The sequence below is a fragment of the Rhodococcus sp. 05-2255-3B1 genome (assembly GCF_002258545.1).
Classification (GTDB): domain Bacteria; phylum Actinomycetota; class Actinomycetes; order Mycobacteriales; family Mycobacteriaceae; genus Rhodococcoides.
This window is the reverse complement of sequence record NZ_NOZC01000014.1, coordinates 84,211-104,004: the sequence shown is the minus strand read 5'-3', so window position 1 is coordinate 104,004 and position 19,794 is coordinate 84,211. Positions and strand designations below refer to the sequence as shown.

The 19,794-nt window shown below is 65.0% G+C and carries 20 protein-coding genes, 1 tRNA gene and 1 pseudogene; 14 read left to right on the top strand and 8 right to left on the bottom strand.

What is annotated here, in order from left to right; translation table 11 throughout:
* The first annotated feature begins 56 nt into the window (after positions 1 to 56).
* Positions 57 to 299 carry an HNH endonuclease gene (locus CH249_RS08995; protein ID WP_256988227.1) on the top strand — a complete coding sequence of 81 codons (243 nt, stop codon included), beginning with the start codon at positions 57 to 59 and terminating at the stop codon, positions 297 to 299.
* 30 nt (positions 300 to 329) lie between these two features.
* Here the strand turns inward: CH249_RS08995 and CH249_RS08990 are convergent, their stop codons facing one another.
* Positions 330 to 1,250, bottom strand: coding sequence for a polysaccharide deacetylase family protein (locus tag CH249_RS08990; RefSeq protein ID WP_256988225.1), 921 nt, complete (start codon positions 1,248 to 1,250; stop codon positions 330 to 332).
* Positions 1,251 to 1,461: 211 nt separating this feature from the next.
* A complete protein-coding gene (locus CH249_RS08985; protein WP_094683030.1) occupies positions 1,462 to 2,028 on the bottom strand; it encodes an ABATE domain-containing protein in 567 nt (188 codons plus the stop codon).
* Between the two features lie 79 nt (positions 2,029 to 2,107).
* Here CH249_RS08985 and CH249_RS08980 point away from each other — a divergent pair.
* The 12 genes and pseudogenes from CH249_RS08980 (at position 2,108) to CH249_RS08925 (ending at position 14,963) form a co-directional block, all read left to right on the top strand.
* A pseudogene (locus tag CH249_RS08980) lies at positions 2,108 to 3,294 on the top strand (epoxide hydrolase family protein).
* Between the two features lie 114 nt (positions 3,295 to 3,408).
* Positions 3,409 to 4,014: a TetR/AcrR family transcriptional regulator gene (locus tag CH249_RS08975; RefSeq protein WP_373453545.1), complete on the top strand. Its 606-nt coding sequence runs from the start codon at positions 3,409 to 3,411 to the stop codon at positions 4,012 to 4,014.
* A complete protein-coding gene (locus tag CH249_RS08970; RefSeq protein WP_094646650.1) occupies positions 4,011 to 5,519 on the top strand; it encodes an NAD(P)/FAD-dependent oxidoreductase in 1,509 nt (502 codons plus the stop codon). The genes CH249_RS08975 and CH249_RS08970 overlap by 4 nt, the downstream gene beginning before the upstream one ends.
* Positions 5,516 to 7,207, top strand: coding sequence for a GMC oxidoreductase (locus CH249_RS08965; protein ID WP_032395280.1), 1,692 nt, complete (start codon positions 5,516 to 5,518; stop codon positions 7,205 to 7,207). Before CH249_RS08970 ends, CH249_RS08965 begins: the two co-directional genes overlap by 4 nt.
* Positions 7,207 to 7,842, top strand: coding sequence for an acetoacetate decarboxylase family protein (locus CH249_RS08960; RefSeq protein ID WP_094646652.1), 636 nt, complete (start codon positions 7,207 to 7,209; stop codon positions 7,840 to 7,842). Before CH249_RS08965 ends, CH249_RS08960 begins: the two co-directional genes overlap by 1 nt.
* A gap of 52 nt (positions 7,843 to 7,894) precedes the next feature.
* Positions 7,895 to 8,329: a Fur family transcriptional regulator gene (locus tag CH249_RS08955; RefSeq protein WP_094628492.1), complete on the top strand. Its 435-nt coding sequence runs from the start codon at positions 7,895 to 7,897 to the stop codon at positions 8,327 to 8,329.
* Positions 8,330 to 8,420: 91 nt separating this feature from the next.
* Positions 8,421 to 9,953, top strand: a complete 1,533-nt coding sequence (locus CH249_RS08950) for a catalase (RefSeq protein WP_176459424.1) — start codon at positions 8,421 to 8,423, stop codon at positions 9,951 to 9,953.
* Between the two features lie 144 nt (positions 9,954 to 10,097).
* Positions 10,098 to 10,571, top strand: coding sequence for a Dps family protein (locus CH249_RS08945; protein WP_032380678.1), 474 nt, complete (start codon positions 10,098 to 10,100; stop codon positions 10,569 to 10,571).
* A 95-nt stretch (positions 10,572 to 10,666) separates the two neighbouring features.
* Positions 10,667 to 11,356, top strand: coding sequence for an HAD family hydrolase (locus CH249_RS08940; protein WP_032395277.1), 690 nt, complete (start codon positions 10,667 to 10,669; stop codon positions 11,354 to 11,356).
* A complete protein-coding gene (locus CH249_RS08935; RefSeq protein WP_179272855.1) occupies positions 11,353 to 13,152 on the top strand; it encodes a glycoside hydrolase family 15 protein in 1,800 nt (599 codons plus the stop codon). The genes CH249_RS08940 and CH249_RS08935 overlap by 4 nt, the downstream gene beginning before the upstream one ends.
* A 29-nt stretch (positions 13,153 to 13,181) precedes the next feature.
* Positions 13,182 to 13,982, top strand: coding sequence for an SDR family NAD(P)-dependent oxidoreductase (locus CH249_RS08930; RefSeq protein ID WP_032395275.1), 801 nt, complete (start codon positions 13,182 to 13,184; stop codon positions 13,980 to 13,982).
* Between the two features lie 9 nt (positions 13,983 to 13,991).
* The gene (locus CH249_RS08925; RefSeq protein WP_032395274.1) at positions 13,992 to 14,963 is read left to right on the top strand and encodes an LLM class F420-dependent oxidoreductase; all 972 of its coding nucleotides are present in this window, start codon (positions 13,992 to 13,994) and stop codon (positions 14,961 to 14,963) included.
* Positions 14,964 to 15,013: 50 nt separating this feature from the next.
* On the opposite strand, the gene CH249_RS08920 is transcribed toward CH249_RS08925, so the two are convergent.
* The 6 genes from CH249_RS08920 to CH249_RS08895 form a co-directional block, all read right to left on the bottom strand.
* On the bottom strand, positions 15,014 to 15,769 hold the full coding sequence (locus CH249_RS08920; RefSeq protein WP_094683023.1) for an ABC transporter permease: 756 nt from the start codon (positions 15,767 to 15,769) through the stop codon (positions 15,014 to 15,016).
* A complete protein-coding gene (locus tag CH249_RS08915; RefSeq protein ID WP_094683022.1) occupies positions 15,766 to 16,512 on the bottom strand; it encodes an ABC transporter permease in 747 nt (248 codons plus the stop codon). The genes CH249_RS08920 and CH249_RS08915 overlap by 4 nt, the downstream gene beginning before the upstream one ends.
* Positions 16,509 to 17,411, bottom strand: a complete 903-nt coding sequence (locus tag CH249_RS08910) for an ABC transporter ATP-binding protein (protein ID WP_094683021.1) — start codon at positions 17,409 to 17,411, stop codon at positions 16,509 to 16,511. Before CH249_RS08910 ends, CH249_RS08915 begins: the two co-directional genes overlap by 4 nt.
* A gap of 86 nt (positions 17,412 to 17,497) precedes the next feature.
* Positions 17,498 to 17,923 carry an SRPBCC family protein gene (locus tag CH249_RS08905; RefSeq protein WP_045200851.1) on the bottom strand — a complete coding sequence of 142 codons (426 nt, stop codon included), beginning with the start codon at positions 17,921 to 17,923 and terminating at the stop codon, positions 17,498 to 17,500.
* A gap of 105 nt (positions 17,924 to 18,028) precedes the next feature.
* Positions 18,029 to 18,102 (bottom strand) — tRNA-Pro (locus CH249_RS08900).
* Between the two features lie 17 nt (positions 18,103 to 18,119).
* Complete coding sequence (locus CH249_RS08895) at positions 18,120 to 19,088, bottom strand: metallophosphoesterase (protein WP_032395561.1); 969 nt, start codon at positions 19,086 to 19,088, stop codon at positions 18,120 to 18,122.
* Positions 19,089 to 19,264: 176 nt separating this feature from the next.
* Between CH249_RS08895 and CH249_RS08890 the strand changes: the two genes are divergently transcribed.
* Entirely contained in the window at positions 19,265 to 19,729 is a 465-nt protein-coding gene (locus tag CH249_RS08890) for a GatB/YqeY domain-containing protein (RefSeq protein WP_032395267.1), read from the top strand.
* Positions 19,730 to 19,794 lie beyond the last annotated feature (65 nt).

Here is a 19,794-nt window from a genome sequence, read left to right as displayed (position 1 = left end):
GACTCGCCACCGACGACCAACGCATCGCCCTGACCATCCGCGACCGATGCTGCGTCATGTGCGGCCGCCCCGCACAGTGGTGCCACGCCCACCACGTGAAGTTCTGGGAACACGGCGGCAGAACCGACCTGAACAACCTCGCGCTGGTCTGCGGCGAATGCCACCGCCTCGTCCACCACGGCCACTGGCAACTGCTCATGGGCGACGACGGACACCCCTACGCCATCCCCCCCGAATCAATCGACCCCACACGACAACCCATCCCCAGCTACCACCGACGACAACGCCGCGCAGCCTGACCACGCGTCAGCTGCGACCCTTCGATTCGACTATTCGTCCCCGGCCGTCCTCGGCGGGGGTACGAGGCTGCGGTAGTGCGCTGCGATCTCGCCCGGTGTTGTGAACCAGACGCCGTCGCCGTTGTCGGTCATGTGCTGCAGCGCCGCGCGGAACCGTCGAAGTCGATAGGGCTGGCCGGTGAGGAAGGTGTGCAGCGAGATCGCGAGCACCAATGGTTGGCGCTCCGCGTTCTCCTTCGATTCGTCGAAACTGTCGATGATGTTGCGCTCGAACGTCGTTGCGGTCTGGTGATGGTGGACGAACACCGGTAGGTCGTTCACCTCGTGCGGGTACGGGACACTGAGCAACGGCCCGCCGCGGGTCTTCAGCCACACCGGCTGATCGTCGATGGGCCAGTCCAACGTGTACTCGTAGCCGCGTTCGGCGAGAAGGTCCTCGGTCACGCGGCTGGGGTTGGCACCGGGGCTCATCCAACCCCGAGGCGGGGCACCCTCGTGACGCTCGATCACTGAGGTGACCTCGTCTATCGAGCGGCGTTCGTCGTCCTCGTTCTGATCGTTGGGCTGTACGGCGTTGGTTCGGCCGTGCGCGACGACCTCGGCATCGAGGGCGCGGAAGGCCTCGATCAGTTGCGCGGCATGCTCGTACACCTCGGTGTTGACGAGCACGGTCGGGCGAATGCCACTCTGCTGCACCGTCTCTGCGATTCGAAACCCACCGACTCGGTTGCCGTACTCACGCCACCCCCAGTTGTAGGTGTTGGGCTGGTCCATCGCGGGCGTGTATCCGAGGCCGGGTTCGCCGTCGTCGTACGGAAAGTGCTCGCAATTGACGGCCACGTACACCGCGAGGCGCGCACCGCCCGGCCAGTCGAACTGTGGTCGATCGCCGATGGGGGAGTAGTCGAAGCGTCCGTGAGAGGCGAGGGGCATGGCCGCAGAATTGCCCACGGTCGTTTCCTGCAAACCAACTGCGTCGATTGCGAATTCGGTGGATGGACAGCCCCAGCAGTCCGGTCACCGCCCGTAGTGGTGCACGTGATTCCAGCGCATCGATCGAACAGCGACGGAGTTCGTTGCCCCGGTTCGGCGTCGTCGAGTGATCGTGCGGTGGCCACCGATGCTGCTCGGGTTGCCTCGAGAAGGGCGACTCCGTCGGCGGTCAGTGGGAATGCTTTTGTCGGTTGGCGGCAAATCGGGCTTTCTTCTGACGGTTTCCGCAGGTGTTCATGTCGCACCATTTCCGGCTGCGGCTTTGGCTGGTGTCGAAGAACGCCGCTCGGCAAGTCGGCGATGCGCACAGTGCCAGCTTTCCGTCCCGCTCGCCGGAGATGATGTCGATGGCGTCGTCGGCGATGACGCCCAGGGCGTCTTCGACGGCTGACTCCGAGTTCAACGTCCATCGTCGTGTGCCCTCGGGTGTCAGGACCGCCGACGCATTGCCCCGAACGCTGTGGTCGTTGACGACCTGGACGGCCGACGCGGGCAGAGCCTCGTGGACTGCCGCCGCTGTCGCGGCGAGGTGTATCGCTTCGCGCAGTTCCACGGCCAGGTCCAGTTGTGCCGAGGTGCAGGAATCGACGGAGAGTCCGTTCGATGCCAACCAATCGACGAAACGATGAGGAACCGGAATTCGTTCCACGGGGTCGCCGCGTCGCTCGGTCAACGTCCCGGTGAACGCGGTGCTCAGCACGCTTCCGGGTCGGAACTCGGGGAACTCTGCAGCCATGCGAACCAGCTTAGCCGGTTGCGCATTGATCACCGCGAAAGGTAGAACTGGCTAAGCCGGTTCCATCGAAGGAGATTTCATGACGACACCGAGCTCGACGGATGTGCACGCATTCGAGTTCCGCGCATCGGACGCGGACCTGGACGATCTCCACTCACGGCTGAGGGCCGCACGGCTACCGGAATCGGAGAGGTGTCCCCGAGTGAATCCGGCCGGCGACGATGGAGCCAGGGCGTTCCGCTGGCGGACCTCCAGGAGGTCGTCGGCTATTGGCGTACCGGATACGACTGGCACAAGTTCGAGGACCGTCTCGACGCCGTCGGTCAGTTCCGCACGATCATCGACGGCCTGGGAATTCACTTCATGCACTGTCGATCCGCGCGTGTGGACGCCGTTCCGCTGATCATGACGCACGGCTGGCCGGGCAGTATTGCCGAGTTCGTCGATGTAGTGGACGCTCTGGCGAATCCCGATGACCCCGGCGCGCCTGCGTTCCACGTCGTCGTCCCATCGCTGCCCGGGTTCGGTTTTAGTGGCAGACCGAGCGCCACCGGTTGGGGAACCGAAAAGATCGCGGCCGCGTGGGTCGAGCTGATGCAACGGCTCGGGTACCGAAAGTTCCTGGCCCATGGCGGCGACTGGGGAGGCGTGGTCACCACCATCCTCGGCGGCCGCTTCCCGGAGCATGTCCTCGGGATTCACACCACGCTCGCGCAGGCAACGCCGGGGATGACGACAGAAGGCCTGACCGCTGACGAACGCCGGTGGGCCGAGGACACGAGAGATTTCCGGCTGCATCGCTCGGCATACGCGAAGCAGCAGGCCACCGGTCCGCAGACCGTCGGGTATTCGCTGGTCGACTCCCCGGTCGGTCTGCTTGCCTGGATTCTCGACAAATTCGCGGAGTGGACGGACACCGAGGACAGTCCGTTCGAGACGATCTCGAGGGACCGGCTTCTGGACAATGTCACCCTGTACTGGCTGACCCGCACCGGCGCATCGTCGGCTCGGATCTACTACGAGAGTCACGACTCGCTGGATCCGAATCTGCGGGTCGACGTTCCGGCGGCGATCACGACCTACCCCCACGACATCGAGAAAACTCCTCGCGCGTGGGCTCGGCACCGCTTCCGGCGTATCGCGAGATGGCACGCACCCGAGTCCGGGGGACATTTTCCGTCGCTCGAGAATCCCCAGGGCTTCGTCGGAGATCTGCGGGACGGGTTCGCTGCTGTGATGGCGGAGATCGCAACGCGCGGTATCTGAAAACACGGCTCAGTAGCGCCAGGACCGGCGGGTGGATGCGTTCAGGCACGGCTGCGCCCGCCGATCTCGACCAACTTAAAGTCAGGCTGGACTGTTTGTTGATTTAGCGCTACTGTGCAAAGTGTGACTACCGACACAGGGCTCGACGGCGCGGCGCCCACCGAGCGCCGGACCCAGGCCGAACGCACCGCGGGCACTCGGGCGAAGCTGCTCGACGCCGCGATCGACTGCCTGGTCGAGCTGGGCTTCGCCAAGACCAGCACCCAGGAGATCGCCCGGCGTGCCGGTGTCTCCCGCGGTGCGCAGCTGCATCACTTCCCGACCAAGGAATCCCTGCTGATCGCGGCCGTCGAGCGCCTCGTCGATCGTCGTCTCTCGGAGATCCTCGAAGCCGAACCGGACCCCGAGCGAGGGCCCGAGATCCTCGCCGACGCATTCTCCGGTCCCCTCTTCCACGCCGCGCTCGAGCTGTGGGTTGCGGCCCGTACCGATCCGGCCCTCCACGAGGCGATGATTCCGCTGGAGCGGCGCGTCGCCGAGGCCATTCAGGGCGGTGCCCAGATCGTCATGGGTAGTCGGATGTCTCCCGAATCCATAGAGCTCAGTGTCGAACTCGCCCGCGGACTGGCCGTCTCTGCTCTGTTCCGTACTCCCGAAGCCGACGCGCAACTGCGCGGGCGGCTCCTTCCGATCTGGTCCGAAAAGGTGATGGACGCGTGAACGCAACACTTCCCGAACAACTCGACGTGTTGGTGGTCGGAGCCGGTTTCGCGGGCTTGGCCGCGGTGGCCAAGATCCTCGCCGCCGACCCGAGCGCCGACGTGACCGTCATCGAACGCGCGTCCGACGTGGGTGGGACGTGGCGCGACAACACCTACCCCGGGTGTGCGTGCGACGTGCCGACCTCGCTGTACTCGTTCTCGTTCGCTCCCAGTCCCAAGTGGAGTCACACCTTCGCGCGGCAACCGGAGTTGTTCGACTACCTGCGTTCGGTGGTGGATCGTCTGGACCTCAACGATCGCATCGTCACGAACTGCGAACTTCGGTCCGCGACCTGGGACGAGGCGACCAAGCGATGGTCGGTGCAGACGTCTCGCGGGTCGGCGAGCGCCAGGGTGTTGGTCGCTGCCACCGGGGCACTGTCCACTCCGAAGATCCCGGACGTCCCGGGCATCGACACGTTCGCCGGCACCGTGTTCCACTCCGCCACCTGGAATCACGAGCACGACCTCACCGGTGAGCGGGTCGCCGTGATCGGCACCGGGGCCTCGGCCGTGCAGTTCGTCCCCGAGATCGTCGACCGCGCCGAACGGCTCACCGTCTTCCAGCGCACTCCCGCATGGGTGATTCCGCGCCTGGACCGCACCATCGGCCGGCTCGAAAGAACAGTGTACGAAAAGATTCCCGCGGCCCATCGCGCGGTGCGCGGTGTCATCTACGGCTACCGCGAGGCCTACGTCACGGTGCTGGCGGACAATCCGTGGATGCTGCCCGCGGTGAAGGTGTTCGCCAAGGCCAACTTGAAGCGGCAGGTCAAGGATCCCGCGACGCGGGCCGCTCTCACCCCCGATTACGCACCCGGGTGCAAAAGGCTTCTGCTGTCCAATGATTGGCTGCGGACGTTGGATCGTCCCGATGTCGATCTCGTGACGTCGGGCCTGGCGTCGGTGACCGAGAACGGCGTCGTCGACGCCTCGGGCCGCAACCACGAGGTGGACACGATCATCTTCGCGACCGGGTTCACCCCCACCGAGCCGCCGGTGTCTCATCTGTTGCGCGGCAACGACGGTCGGACGCTGGCGGAGCACTGGGGCGGTAGTCCGCAGGCGCATCTGGGGACCACCGTCGCAGGCTTTCCGAACCTGTTCCTGATGTACGGCCCCAACACCAACCTCGGGCACAGTTCCATCGTCTACATGCTCGAGTCGCAGGCCAATTACGTGGTGTCCGCGCTGAACGAGATGAAGCATCGGAGGGTCGCGGCCGTCGAGGTGAACGAAGCCGCTCAGCGCCAACACAATTCGTGGGTCGACTCCGCGCTCGACGGCACCGTCTGGAATGCCGGTGGCTGCTCGAGCTGGTACCTCGACGCCAACGGCCGCAACTCGACGATGTGGCCCACCTACACGTTCAAGTTCCGCAACAAGACGCGCGAGTTCGACGTCGCGAACTATCGGCTCGCGTCCGACACTCTCGAATCCGACCACGAGGTGGTAACAGCATGAGTGACTACGACGTATTGATCATCGGCTCCGGTTTCGGCGGTAGTGTCGCCGCATTGCGCGCAGTCGAGAAGGGCTACCGGGTGGCGGTTCTCGAGTCCGGTCGCCGATTCGAGGACGACGAACTGCCGAAGACCAGCTGGCGTCTACGAAAGTACCTGTGGGCTCCGGCCCTGGGTTGCTATGGGGTGCAACGCATTCACCTGCTGCCCGATGTGCTGGTGATGGCGGGGGCCGGCGTCGGCGGAGGGTCGCTGAACTACGCGAACACGCTGTACCAACCGCCGGCGAAGTTCTTCGAGGATCCGCAGTGGGGTTCGATCACCGACTGGCAGCGCGAGCTGAACCCGTACTACGACCAGGCCCGCCGGATGCTCGGCGTCGAGACCAACCCGACCATCACCGCCTCGGACAAGGTGATGAAGGAGGTGGCGGAGGACATGGGCGTGGGGGACACGTTCACCTCGACCCCGGTGGGCGTCTACTTCGGTGACCGCGGCAAGACTGCACCCGACCCGTTCTTCGGTGGTGCAGGCCCCGAGCGCACCGGGTGCACCGAGTGCGGAGCGTGCATGACCGGCTGCCGCGTCGGCGCGAAGAACACCCTCGTCAAGAACTACCTGTATCTCGCCGAACACGCAGGCGCTCATGTTCTTCCGTTGACCACGGTCGTGGACGTGCGCCCGAACGGCGCAGGCTACGACGTGGTGACGCGACGGACGGGCGGGAAGCTGCGTCGCAAGGAGAAGACGATCACCGCCGATCAGGTGATCTTCTCGGCCGGGACCTACGGCACCCAGAAGCTGATGCTCGCGGCCAAGGAGAAGGGCTCGTTGCCACGGCTGTCGGAGCGTATCGGCTCGCTCGTGCGCACCAACTCCGAGGCCGTGCTCGCCGCGACCGCCAGGGGCCGCGAGGTCGACTATCACGAGGGTGTTGCGATCACGTCGTCGTTCCATCCCGACGATCACACCCACATCGAGCCGGTGCGATACGGCAAGGGCAGCAACGCCATCGGCCTGCTGCAGACCGTGCTCAGCGACGGCGGCGGCAAGATGCCACGCATCCTCAAGACCCTCGGCGTCGCGTTGCGTCATCCCGGCGCTGCGGCGCGGAGCCTGTCGGTCCATCGGTGGTCGGAGCGCACCGTCATCGCACTGGTGATGCAGACCGACGACAACTCGCTCGAGCTCGGATCCAAGAAGGGGCCGTTCGGGCGGCGCCTCACCAGCAGGCCCGGTGCGGGTGATCCACCGCCGCAGTGGATTCCGCAGGGGCACGAGGCCATTCGTCTGCTCGCGGACAAGATCGGCGGCGACCCGGGCGGATCGATCGCCGAGATCGTCAACATTCCGATGACCGCGCACTTCCTCGGTGGCTGCGCGATCGGTGACTCGCCGCAGACCGGGGTGATCGACGGGTACCAGCGGGTCTACGGCTACGAGGGACTGCACGTGCTCGACGGTTCTGCCGTCAGCGCCAACCTCGGCGTCAATCCGTCCCTGACGATCACCGCCCAGGCCGAGCGCGCAATGGCGTTGTGGCCCAACAAGGGTGAAGCCGATCGGCGACCCGCGGTGGGATCGGGGTATCAGGAGATCGCACCCACACAGCCGGTGCACCCGGTGGTGCCGGTGTCGGCCCCGGGTGCCCTGCGGCTCCCGCTGACCGTCGTGGGGAGGGATCGATGATGTGGAGTGTCACCGAATCCGAGACCGAGCGCACCGATTGGCCGATCAGCCCGGCAGCGCCGTGGCCGGCGAATGTCCGCGCCACCATCTGGTGGCATCGGGCCCGGTCGTCGGAGTTCGCGCCGGCCGGTGCCAAGACTCTGCCGATCACGATGTGCATGATCGTCGACTACACCACCTCGCCGGTCGGCCCGTACCGCGAGATCCTGGCGAGCCCGGCCCTGCGCCGGGACGTCGGACGCGTTCCGCGGATGGCGGTGCCGTTCATCGCCGTGGATTCCGCGACGTCGGTGCACGGCGGCCGGACCAACTGGCACCTGCCCAAGGTGTTGGCCGAATTCGAGGGCGACGTGCTGGGCGAGGCCGGGGCGAGCGGCGACGAATGGTCGGTCCGGACGACGTCCCGCGGCGTCGGACCGCAGTTCCCGATGCTCGGCTCGATCGGTTTCGCGCAGCCGGTGCCCGGCGGATCGGCCGTGGCCGTCGCGAGTCTGAGGGGCAAGGCCAGGGTGGCCCGCGTCGAGGTGGACGCCAAGGGCCCCACGTTGAGTCGCTGGATGCCGTCGGGCACGTATTTCGGGTTGCAGATCGTGTCGGGGTCGATGCGGACCGGTGAAGCGCGCCTGGTCGGATAGCGACGACCCCGCTTTTCTTGACTTAGTCCAGATTAGGGGCATACTGGGGTACATGCAGCTCACCGAACGTGTCGACCCCGCAGCGCAGTTGCGCTCGGTGGGCCTACGCGTCACCGGACCCCGAGTTGCAGTTCTGGATGCGGTCACAGCCCGACCGCATTCGGACGCCGACGACATCGCTGCCGCCGTTCGCGAGAGCGGCGGCTCGGTGTCGACCCAGGCCGTCTACGACGTGCTCAGGGCCTGCGTCGACGTAGGTCTGCTGCGTCGCATCGAACCTGCGGGTTCGGCTGCGCTGTACGAGAGCCGGACGGCGGACAATCATCACCACCTCGTGTGCCGGGAATGCCACGCGGTGGCCGATGTCGACTGCGTTGTCGGAGCAGCGCCGTGTCTCGTACCCGAGGACACGCGCGGATTCGTCGTCGACGAAGCCGAAATCGTCTTCTGGGGTTTGTGCGGCGACTGCACGAGGCATTCCGTCTAGTACTGCGGTCCAGCGTACGGCCGCTCGGTTTCACCGATTTTCGAGAAGCAGCCCCTTCTCGAACCCGATTCAGCCCTTCAGGAGGCTTCGTATGACCAAGCCGATCACCAACAAACCGACTACCAGCAACTCGGGAATCCCCGTGCCCAGCGACGATCAGTCGCTGACCGCCGGAACGCAGGGTCCGATTCTTCTGCACGATCACTACCTCATCGAGAAGATGGCGCAGTTCAACCGTGAGCGGGTCCCGGAGCGCGTCGTGCACGCCAAGGGCGCAGGCGCGTTCGGTGAACTCGAGATCACCGGAGACATCAGCAAGTACACCAAGGCGAAGGCGTTGCAGCCCGGTGCCAAGACCGAGATGCTGGCGCGCTTCTCCACCGTCGCCGGCGAGCAGGGCAGCCCCGACACCTGGCGCGACCCGCGTGGCTTCTCGCTGAAGTTCTACACCGAGGAAGGCAACTGGGACCTGGTCGGCAACAACACCCCGATCTTCTTCGTCAAGGACCCGATCAAGTTCCAGGACTTCATCCGCAGCCAGAAGCGCATGCCCGACTCCGGTCTGCGCGACAACAATATGCAGTGGGACTTCTGGACCCTTTCGCCCGAGTCGGCACACCAGGTGACATGGCTCATGGGTGACCGCGGCATCCCCAAGTCGTTCCGCCACATGGACGGCTTCGGCTCGCACACCTACCAGCTCATCGCCGAGGACGGCACGAAGACCTGGGTGAAGTTCCACTTCAAGACCGACCAGGGGATCGACTACCTGACGCAGGACAAGGCGGACGAGGTTGCGGGCACGTCGCCCGACCATCACCGTCAGGACCTGTTCGGATCCATCAAGAACGGCGACTTCCCCAGCTGGACCCTCAAGGTGCAGCTCATGCCGTACGACGAGGCCGAGAACTACAAGTACAACCCGTTCGACCTCACCAAGGTCTGGTCGCAGAAGGACTACCCGCTGATCGAGGTCGGCAAGATGACCTTGAACCGCAACCCGGAGAACTTCTTCGCGCAGATCGAGCAGAGCTCGTTCGAGCCGTCCAACACCGTGCCCGGCATCGGATTCAGCCCCGACAAGATGCTGCTCGGACGCGTCTTCTCCTACGCCGACGCGCACCGGTACCGCATCGGAGCGAACTACGCGCAGCTGCCGGTCAACGCCCCGAAGTCCGAGGTCAACTCGTACTCCAAGGACGGCAACATGCGGTACTCGTTCAACTCTCCGGAAACGCCCGTCTACGCGCCGAACTCGTTCGGCGGCCCGTCGGCTGACACGAACAAGTACGGCGACGACGGAGCGTGGGACTTCGAGCCTCGTTTCGTGCGTACCGGGTACATCGAGCACCCCGAAGACGGCGACTTCGTGCAGGCCGGAGCCTTGGTCCGCGAGGTCATGGACGATGCGCAGCGTGAGCGTCTCGTCGGAAACATCGTCGGACACGTCCTCAACGGCGTGAGCGAGCCCGTTCTGAGCCGGGTGTTCGAGTACTGGACCAATGTCGATGCCGACCTCGGCAAGAAGGTCGAGGAGGGCGTTCGGTCGCAGCAGAACGAGACCGCACCGACCACCGGTGCAGGCGCAGTCGACGATCCTGCCGACGAGGCCGCCAAGGTCTGATCCGACCGGTTCTGGGATCGGCGTCACAGCGACGGTGGCGCCGATCCGGAACAATGCACGTCGACCTGCCGTTGTGCAGTACAGACGAAAGCACAATAATGGCGTGCGATGCACACCGTCGTCCAACGGCAGGGAGGCCACATCATGACGAACCCCATCACCAGTACCCTCGACGCAGGTCAGCAGAAGATCGCCGGCGACGCACTCCAGGGAACCGTGGTCGATCTCATCGACCTCTCGCTGATCGCGAAGCAGGCGCACTGGAACGTGATCGGTAAGAACTTCCGGTCGGTGCACCTCGAACTCGACGAGTTGGTCACGGCCGCACGTGAATTCACCGATCAGGCCGCCGAGCGCGCCACCGCCATCGGGGTCAGCCCCGACGGCCGTGCAGCCACCGTCTCCTCGACGGCAGGCACCAAGGGCTTCGGTGCCGGGTGGACTCAGGACAGCGAGGTCGTCCCCGCTGTCGTCGACAACATCGCCGCGGTCGTCGAGCGTCTTCGCGGACGCATCGCCGATACCGGCGAAGCCGATCCGGTGACCCAGGACCTGCTCATCGGCATCACAGCTCGGCTCGAGCAGCTGCACTGGATGTGGCAGGCCCAGGCCAGCTGACGTTTCTCCACGACAGGCCCCCCGCGTACTGCGGGGGGCCTGTTGCTTTCGTCCGACGATTGTTTGCCCGCACCACCCCCGGGTATCCGACGCTCATGCCTGTCCCCACACCGACTGTCGGTGCAGTTCTGCTCGACATCGACGGCACCCTCGTCGATTCCAACTACGTGCACGTCGACGCCTGGTCGCGTGCATTTCGTGAGGCGGGCCACGAAGTGCCGTCGTGGCGTGTTCATCGAAGCATCGGCATGGACGGGTCGAAGTTGCTGGAGACACTCGTCGGCTCGTCCGACAGTGCACTGGCGCAGGAAGCGAAGAAGCTGCACGGCGAGTACTACGCCGAGGCCTCGTCCGATCTCGAAGTGCTACCGGGTGCTCGGGAACTGTTGGCGGACTTGAGTACCCGTGGAGTGACCGTCGTGCTCGCAACATCGGCTCCCGAGAGCGAACTGTCGACGTTGCGAGATCTGTTGGACGTCGAGGATTCGGTTGCTGTCGTCACGTCCGGTGAGGACGCAGAGGTCGCCAAGCCGGAGCCCGACATCATCGCGGTGGCTCTGGAACGGGCAGGCGTCGAGGCTGTCGACGCGGTGATGGTCGGCGACAGTGTGTGGGACATCGAGTCGGCCGGGCGCGCGGGCGTACGCGCCATCGGCGTGTTGAGCGGCGGAATCTCGCGCAGCGAATTGCTCGACGCGGGCGCGGCAGCGGTGTTCGACGACCCGGCCGATCTGCTCGAGCACGTCGAGAGCAGCCCGATCTTCGCTGGAAAGGCACGTGCTTGAACGACTTCCGAAAGCCGTACCCCCGGGTGGACGGTTATGTCGCCATCGAAAGTTACGGAGCCATCGGCGACGGCCGAACCGTGGCTATGATCGCCGACGACGGCCGCATCGACTGGTTTCCGGTGCCCAACCTCGACTCGCCGCCGCCGTTCGCAGCATTGCTCGACGCGCCACACGGCGGCTACATCGAACTGACGCCCGTGGAAGAGTTCACCGTCCAACGCGAATTCGTCCCAGGGACAAACGTTCTGAGTACCACGTTCCGCACCGATTCCGGTTCCGTGCGCATCACCGACTCGTTGAACACCGGGGTCGCCGGCCGGCTCCCGTGGGTGGAGTTGGCCCGTCGCGTCGAGGGTCTCGACGGCACCGTCGAGCTGAGGTGGTCCGTCGCGCCGGGCACCATGCTCGGCATCGCGTCGCCGTGGGCGTACGACACCGAGCACGGCACCGTCCTGCGGGTCGACGGATTGACCTTGGCGGTGCGGACTCTGGGCATCGAGAACGTGCGCGTGGCCGACCGCGACATCGGTGGGGTCGTCAGCACGCAACCGGGTTCTCGGCATGTGCTGGGTGTGGTGGGGACGGAAAACGAGCCGCTGCCATTGCCCGATCCGCAGCATCTCGACGAGGGGATCGATCGGACCATCGACAACTGGCGCGTGTGGTCCGACGAGTTCTCGTACGAGGGTCCGTGGGCAAAGCATGTGGCTCGCAGCGCGCTGGCCCTGAAACTGTTGCTGCACAGTCCGTCCGGTGCCATCGCCGCCGCCGCGACAACCTCGCTACCCGAGAACCGGACCGGTGGCAAGAACTGGGACTACCGCTACGCCTGGGTTCGCGACGCCGCGTACACCATTCGCGCTCTGCAACGGTTCGGTCTCCGTGAGGAGATCCACGCCGCGGTGGCGTGGCTGCTGAGGGTCATCCGTGTCAACGATCCGTTGGTCAACGTGTTCTACACCCTCGGCGGTGAATTGCCCGGTGGCACCGAACAACCCGACGTTCCCGGTTGGCGGAGCATCGGGCCGGTGGTCAACGGAAACGCCGCGGCGGACCAGCTGCAGTTGATGATCTTCGGTGACCTGTTCTCGATCATCCGGCAGTACGTCGACGCAGGAAACATCCTCGATGCGCAGACCGGTCGGCTGCTCGCGACCATCGCGGACGAGGCGTGCGATTCGTGGCAGCGCAAGGACGCCGGGATCTGGGAGCTCGAGGACGAGCAGCACTACACCAGTTCCAAACTGGGCTGTTGGCAAGCGCTGGACTGCGCGGTGCACCTGGCCGAAGCAGGGGAGATCCCGGGCATACCCGATCGGTGGAAGGCGGAGAGAGAACGCATCCGCCACTACGTCGAATTCGAATGCTGGTCGGACGAGCGCCAGGCCTATCTCGCGTACCCGGGTGCGGACGGCCTCGACGCGTCGGTGCTGCTGGCAGCCGAGATGGATTTCGATCGTGGAGAACGTCTTTCGTCCACCATCGATGCTCTCGTCGAAGAACTCGGTGCCGGACCGCTGATGTATCGATACAGCGGGGTGTCCGAGGAAGAAGTGACCTTCGTGGCCTGCGCCTTCTGGCGGGTGTCGGCGCTCTCCTGCGTCGGTCGAGACGACGAAGCCACAGCCCTGATGGACCAGCTGGTCGAGCTCTCGAACGACGTGGGGTTGTACAGCGAAATGATCGATGCTTCGGATGGATCGTTTCTGGGTAACTTCCCGCAGGGCTTGAGCCACCTGGCCCTGGTGAATGCGGCGCTGACCATCGCGCGCTCGCACGACGCCACAGCCTGACATCAACCTCTAGCGCAAAGTGGGATCGTATGGATCTGGGAATCGACGGTAGAACAGCGCTGGTGACCGGGGCCGACTCCGGCATCGGTTGGCACACGGCGAAAATGCTGTTGGCCGAGGGCGTTCGGGTCGTCATCAGCGACAAGGATCAGGACTCGCTCGACGCCGCCGCGGCCGAACTCGCGGCAGCGGAGGGCCGGTTGTTCGCGTTCGCTGCGGACGTGACCGACACCGAGGCCGTCGAGAAATTGGCCGTACAGACGCAGAAGGCAGTGGGCGACATCGACATTCTCGTTCAGTCCTCGGGCGTGACCGGAGCGCAGGGACTGTTCCACGAGATCGACGAGGAAGGGTGGCGGTCCACCCTCGACATCGACCTGATGGGCCCGGTCCGCCTGCTGCGGGCATTTCTGCCTGCACTACGCCGCGGCGGTTGGGGACGCATCGTGCTGTTGACGTCGGAGGATGCCGTGCAGCCCTACGACGACGAATTACCTTATTGCTCGGCCAAAGCCGGGGTTCTGGCCCTGGCCAAGGGCCTCTCGCGCAGCTACGCGTCGGAGGGACTACTGGTCAACGCCGTCTCTCCCGCGTTCATCCACACCCCGATGACCGACGCGATGATGGACAAACGCGCCGAGGAGAAGGGCACCGACCGCGACGGTGCCGTCGAGAGCTTCCTCGACGAGGAGCGTCCGTACATGGAACTCGGACGTCGAGGCGAGCCCGAGGAAGTCGCCTCGGTGATCACCTTCCTGTGCTCGGACCGCGCCAGCTTCGTCAACGGATCCAACTACCGAGTCGACGCCGGCTCCGTCGCAACTATCTAGGAGACACATATGACCAATTTCGGATACACCTTGATGACCGAGCAGAGCGGCCCGAAAGAGTTGGTGCAGTACGCCGTCGGTGCCGAGAAAGTCGGCTTCGACTTCGAGGTCAGCAGTGATCACTACTCACCGTGGCTCTCGTCCATGGGCCACTCGCCGTACGCCTGGACGACTCTGGGCGCGGTGGCTCAGGCCACCGAACGCGTCGAGCTGATGACGTACGTGACGTGCCCGATCATCCGGTACCACCCCGCCGTCGTCGCGCAGAAGGCTGCGACGTTGCAGATCCTGGCCGACGGACGCTTCACCCTCGGACTCGGCAGTGGTGAGAACCTGAACGAGCACGTCGTCGGCGAGGGATGGCCGTCCATCGACAAGCGCCAGGACATGTTCGTCGAGGCGCTCGAGATCATCCGCGCATTGCACGCCGGCGGCTTGGTCACCTACGAGGGCAAGCACTTTCGCGTCGACTCCGCCCGGATCTGGGACCTGCCCGAGGGCGGCGTGCCGATCGGTATCGCCGCCGGTGGTGAGAAGGCGGTGGCGCGGTTCGCCGAGTACGGCGATCACCTCATCGCCACCGAGCCGGATGCCGGTCTCGTCAAGGCGTGGTCCGACAACCACGAGGGACCGGCGCGGTCCATCGGACAGATCCCCATCTCCTGGGATCCGGACAAGGACGCTGCCATCGATCGCGCACACGATCGATTCCGCTGGTTCGCCGGTGGCTGGGCCGTGAACGCCGATCTTCCGACGACGGCGGGATTCGCCGGAGCCACCAAGTTCGTGCGGAAAGAGGATGTGGCCGACACGATTCCGTGCGGACCGGACCTCGATGCCATCGTCGAGGCCGTGAAGCCGTACTGGGAGGCCGGTTACACCGACATCGCCCTGGTTCAGGTGGGCGACGAAACCCAGGAGCGCTTCCTCGCCGAGGCCGCAGGCCCACTGTTGGAGAAGCTGCGCGCTGCATCCAGCTGAGCACAAGCGACGAGACCCCGATCGAGACCGTCGATCGGGGTCTCGCGCTGTCACCAAACGTGGATGTCTCTGCGGTTGAGTGCCCTGCCGGTCACCGCGACGACTACGACAGTGAGCAGTGCCGTGGCCGTCAGCACCGATAGTGCGGATCCGGTCGTGAGCGAACCGGAGTCACTGAAAGTGCCGGAGGCCAGTTGGGTTGCGCGAGTTGCCAGTGCATAGGGCAACACGAAGATTGCCTCGGTCACCTCGGCGGTGAGGAGGAACACCGATGTACCGGCCCCGACGAGAGCGATGGCAATCGGCACCGCGAACGACCTGATCGCCATCGACAGACCGGATTGCAGAGCCGCCACCGGAAGCGAGCCCACCACGACGAGTGCACTGGTCACGAAGAGCTCGGAAGGGAGCATGCCGTCGAGCGAGAAGACGACCTTGCCGACAACGACGACCGCTGCCAGCATGACGACGTTCATGGCCGCAGTCAGTGTTGCCACCACCGCCGTCTTGGCGATCACGATGCGTAATGACGGCACCGGCCCACTCATCAGGGCATTCCAGTTCCCTCCTCGGTGTTCGGATTTCCACGCCAGCGAGGCCAGTACGGAAACGCCGAGTGCGAGTGGGAACAGTCCGTAGAACACGACTGTGCGCAACCACAACGTGCGCCATCCCTCTGCCGACTCTGCGCCCGACGCGATCGTGTTGAACGTTCCGACCCCCGCGATGATCAGGGGGAGGAGAACGACAACCGCCCATGCCTGCGAGCGCCTGAGCTTGATCATTTCTGCTGAAAACGCATTCATGCTCGTACCTCCTGTCGATCGAGTCGAACGGTCATGAGCCAGAACAACACTGCCCCGACAACTCCGAGAGCGACGATGCTGACGTAGGACGGGTTCAGTGTCACCACCTGCTCGCCTCGGTAGTCGGCGGCGGACGCTGAGGAGTAGTACCCCCACGGCGTCAGGTGCGCTGCCCAGGAGGGGAATCCAGAAGCGCAGATCGCGATGACGGTACCCACGATGCCGATTCCCAGCGCGACCAGTTGGTTGTCCACTCGCGCTGAGATCAGCAGGTGGAGTGCAAGTATTACGATGTTCACCGTCACCGCCGCCGCCGTGTAGCCCAACCACAGACCGGCAGGCAACGGTTGGGTCACCCCGATGGCGGTCCCCAGAAATACACCTGTAGCGCTGGCCGCCACCGTCGCGCCACCGACGACGAGGCCCGTCGAGACGAGCTTCGCCCGCACGAGGGCTCCGCGGTCGGCTCCAGTGGTCTGGTTCAGTAACCAGCCGTTGGACTGGTGCTCGACTTCCACTGTGCGGCTTGCCATCACTGCGATCAGCAGTGGCGACGCGATGGGGATGGCAAGGGACAGCCCGGCCAGTGGCAGTGCCCAGGAGGCCGCGGTCGAATCGTTCGACGTCGCCGCGGTGAGAGCGCCGACGAAGGTCAACCCTACGATCGCGGCGACCAACAATGCGGCGATCGCGCCGATGTGCAGGTGCCTGAGTTTGGCGAATTCGTTGCGTACGGTCGTCACAATCGGCCGCCCTTCGTCAGGTTCATGAATACGTCCGCGAGCGACTGATCGTCGCGTCGAACGCCGTAGACGCCTGCGTTTGCGCCGACGAGCTCCGCCACCACCTGCGCGATACCACGATCGTCGATGCCGGACAGCCTCAACGTGTGGTCGTCGACCTGCACCGGGATCTTCTGTTGCAGAATCGAACTCGCGCGGCTGGGATCGATTGCGTCGATGAGCACGTCCGGAGTGGAGGCGGCGAACAGCTCGTCGCGGGTGCCTTGGAAAATCAGGCGGCCCTGGCTCAGGATTCCGAGCATGTTCGCCGTCTTGTCGATCTCGCCGAGCAGATGGCTCGAGACCATCACTGTCACACCGTGTTCGGCGAGATGACGGAGCAAGCCGCGGATCTCTTCGATGCCTGCCGGGTCCAAGCCGTTGGTGGGCTCGTCCAGGATCAGAAGTCCTGGTTCGCGCGCGAGTGCCATCGCAATGCCCAGGCGCTGTTTCATTCCCAGCGAGTAGTTCTTCACCTTCTTGTCGAGGTGTTCCTGCAGACGGACGGTGGCCACTGCCCTCTCGATCTGTTCGGCGCGCAGCCCGAGCGAGCGTTGCACGATACGAAGGTTCTCCGCACCCGTGAGATGTCCGTATCCCGGCGGAGCTTCGATCAGTGATCCGATGTGCGAGAGCACTTCGCGGCGGGTGCCGTGATTCATCGGCCTACCCAGGATCTCCACCTCACCCGAGGTCGGTCGAATCAGGGACAGCAGCATTTTCATGGTCGTCGATTTGCCCGATCCGTTCGGACCGAGAAAGCCGTAGACGCAGCCCTCAGGAATGCGAAGGTTCACGTCGTCGACGACGGTATGCGTGTCGTAGCGCTTGCCGAGGCTGTGAGTTCTGACGATGTCCATGCCTCGACTCTGGCGCGTCGATCATGGAGAGTCGTCGCACCGGAGTATCGACATGGTCATACTCGAGGATGATGCCGAGCGAACCCCTACGGAGCCAGGCGCGACAGGTTCTTCGAGATGCTCGACGTCAGTGCCTTACCGACGATCGCAGCGAGTCCGGGGACCGGCGCGTCGAAACCGATCGTGTAATCGAGTTCGGTGCCGCCGTCGGCGGTGGGGGTGAACTTCTGCACGCCCCAGTGACCGCGTAGCGGGCCGCCTTTGGTGATGCGGTACTCGATCAGCGAGTTCGGCTCGGAGGTGACCGTCGTTTCCTCGAACGCCGGTAACGGGCCGAGCTTCAGGCTGCGGGTGGAGCCGACTCCATTGCGCGAGGTGTCACCGTCCCGAACGCGGCCGATCTTGGCCATGAAGAGCGGCCCGAGGTTCTCGTGTTCGGACAGTGCCGCGAACACGACCTCGGGCGGAGAGACGAAACGGTGCTTGACGTGTACGCGGGTGGGTGTCGGCATGTCGAGAAGTCCGTTCGCTGGCTCCGGCAAGGTGGACTCACAGTACGTGAGCACTGCACAACTGAAAATGGACCCGCTCGAGTGAATCGAGCGAGTCCATCTGTGTCGGGGTGGCGGGATTCGAACCCACGACCTCTTCGTCCCGAACGAAGCGCGCTACCAAGCTGCGCCACACCCCGTGTACCGCTGCAGAAGTCTAACTCACGACTGCCTCGGAACGCGAAACGCCCTCGTCGGAGACGTTTTTCGGACCCATTCTCGGGGCCGGAGTCAGCGTGATGAGGGTGGCCTCGGGCCTGCAGCAGAACCGTGCAGGCGCGTACGGTGACGTGCCGATGCCCGCGGAGACGTGCAGTTGGGTGTGTGCGCCCCACTTGGACGGCCCCTTGACGCGCGAACGGTCGATCTCGCAGTTGGTCACCAGGGCACCGTAGAACGGCAGGCACAGCTGGCCCCCGTGGGTGTGACCGGCGAGGACGAGGTCGTAGCCGTCCTGGGCGAACTTGTCCAGCACGCGTGGCTCCGGCGAATGGGTGATGCCCAGGCGCAGGTCTGCCAGCGGGTTCGGCTGGCCGGCGATGGTGTCGTAGCGGTCGCGCTTCAGATGCGGATCGTCGACGCCCGCCGACGCGATCCGCACCCCGGCAACCTCCAGTTCGCGGCGTACGTGCGTCACGTCCAGCCAACCCCGCTCGGAGAACGCGGCGCGCAGATCGCGCCAGGGCAACGAGTCGCCGGTGGTGCGCTTGTGATTCTTGTCGAAGTACTTGAACGGGTTCTTCGGCTTGGGCGCGAAGTAGTCGTTGCTGCCGAACACGAATAGACCCGGCCGGGCCAGCAGCGGCCCCAGTGCCTGTACGACGCTGGGCACTGCGCGCTGGTGCGAGAGGTTGTCTCCGGTGTTGACGACCAGATCGGGGTCGAGGCGGTCCAGCTCACGCAGCCAGTTCTGCTTCATCCGCTGGCCGGGCATCATGTGCAGATCGCTGATGTGCAGCACGCGCAGCGTCGCCGAACCCGGCTCGAGCACCGCCATGGACGTCTCGCGCAGCGTGAACGCATTGCGCTCGATGAGTGTGGCGTATCCGACGCCGAGCGCGGCGGCTCCTGCCGTCCCGATCACCGAACTCTTCAGCGGTGACGCTCTGACGGCATCTCGCGCCAGCTCTGCCGCAGAGCGCAGTTGCGTGGAGGCACTGCGCAGTTGGGTGGAGGCACTGCGCAGTTGCGTCGAGGTGCGGAGAAGCGAAGGACTGAATTGTGCGGACACCTCATCCACGATACGGCAGCAACCGGATATGGACGTGCGAGCCGACGACTGCGCCGCGTAGCGTTTCCGCCATGTCCGAACTCAAGGCCCGCCTCCGTACCGACCTCACCGCAGCGATGAAGGCGAAGGACAAACTCCGCCTGGCAACGCTGCGCATGATTCTCGCCGCCATCCAGACCGAGGAGGTCTCCGGCAAGGAGGCCCACGACCTGACCGACGACGACGTTCTCAAAGTGCTTGCCAAGGAAGCGAAGAAGCGCGGCGAGTCGGCCGAGATCTACACGCAGAACGGCCGCGGCGAACTCGCTGCGAACGAGCGCGCCGAGGCGCAGATCATCGACGAGTACCTGCCCACGCCGTTGACCGACGAGGAACTGGCGAACATCGTCGACACCGCCATCGCGCAGGTCGCCGAGGATCTCGGGGAGCGACCGGCGATGAAGCAGATGGGTCAGGTCATGAAGATCGCGTCGGGACTCGCCGCGGGCAAGGCCGACGGATCGCGCCTGTCGAAGGCTGTCAAAGACCGCTTGTAGTGCGCTCGGCGCAGTGGTGCGGTTGCGCGCCCCCTGGGGCACATAACCGCACCACTGCCGTAGGC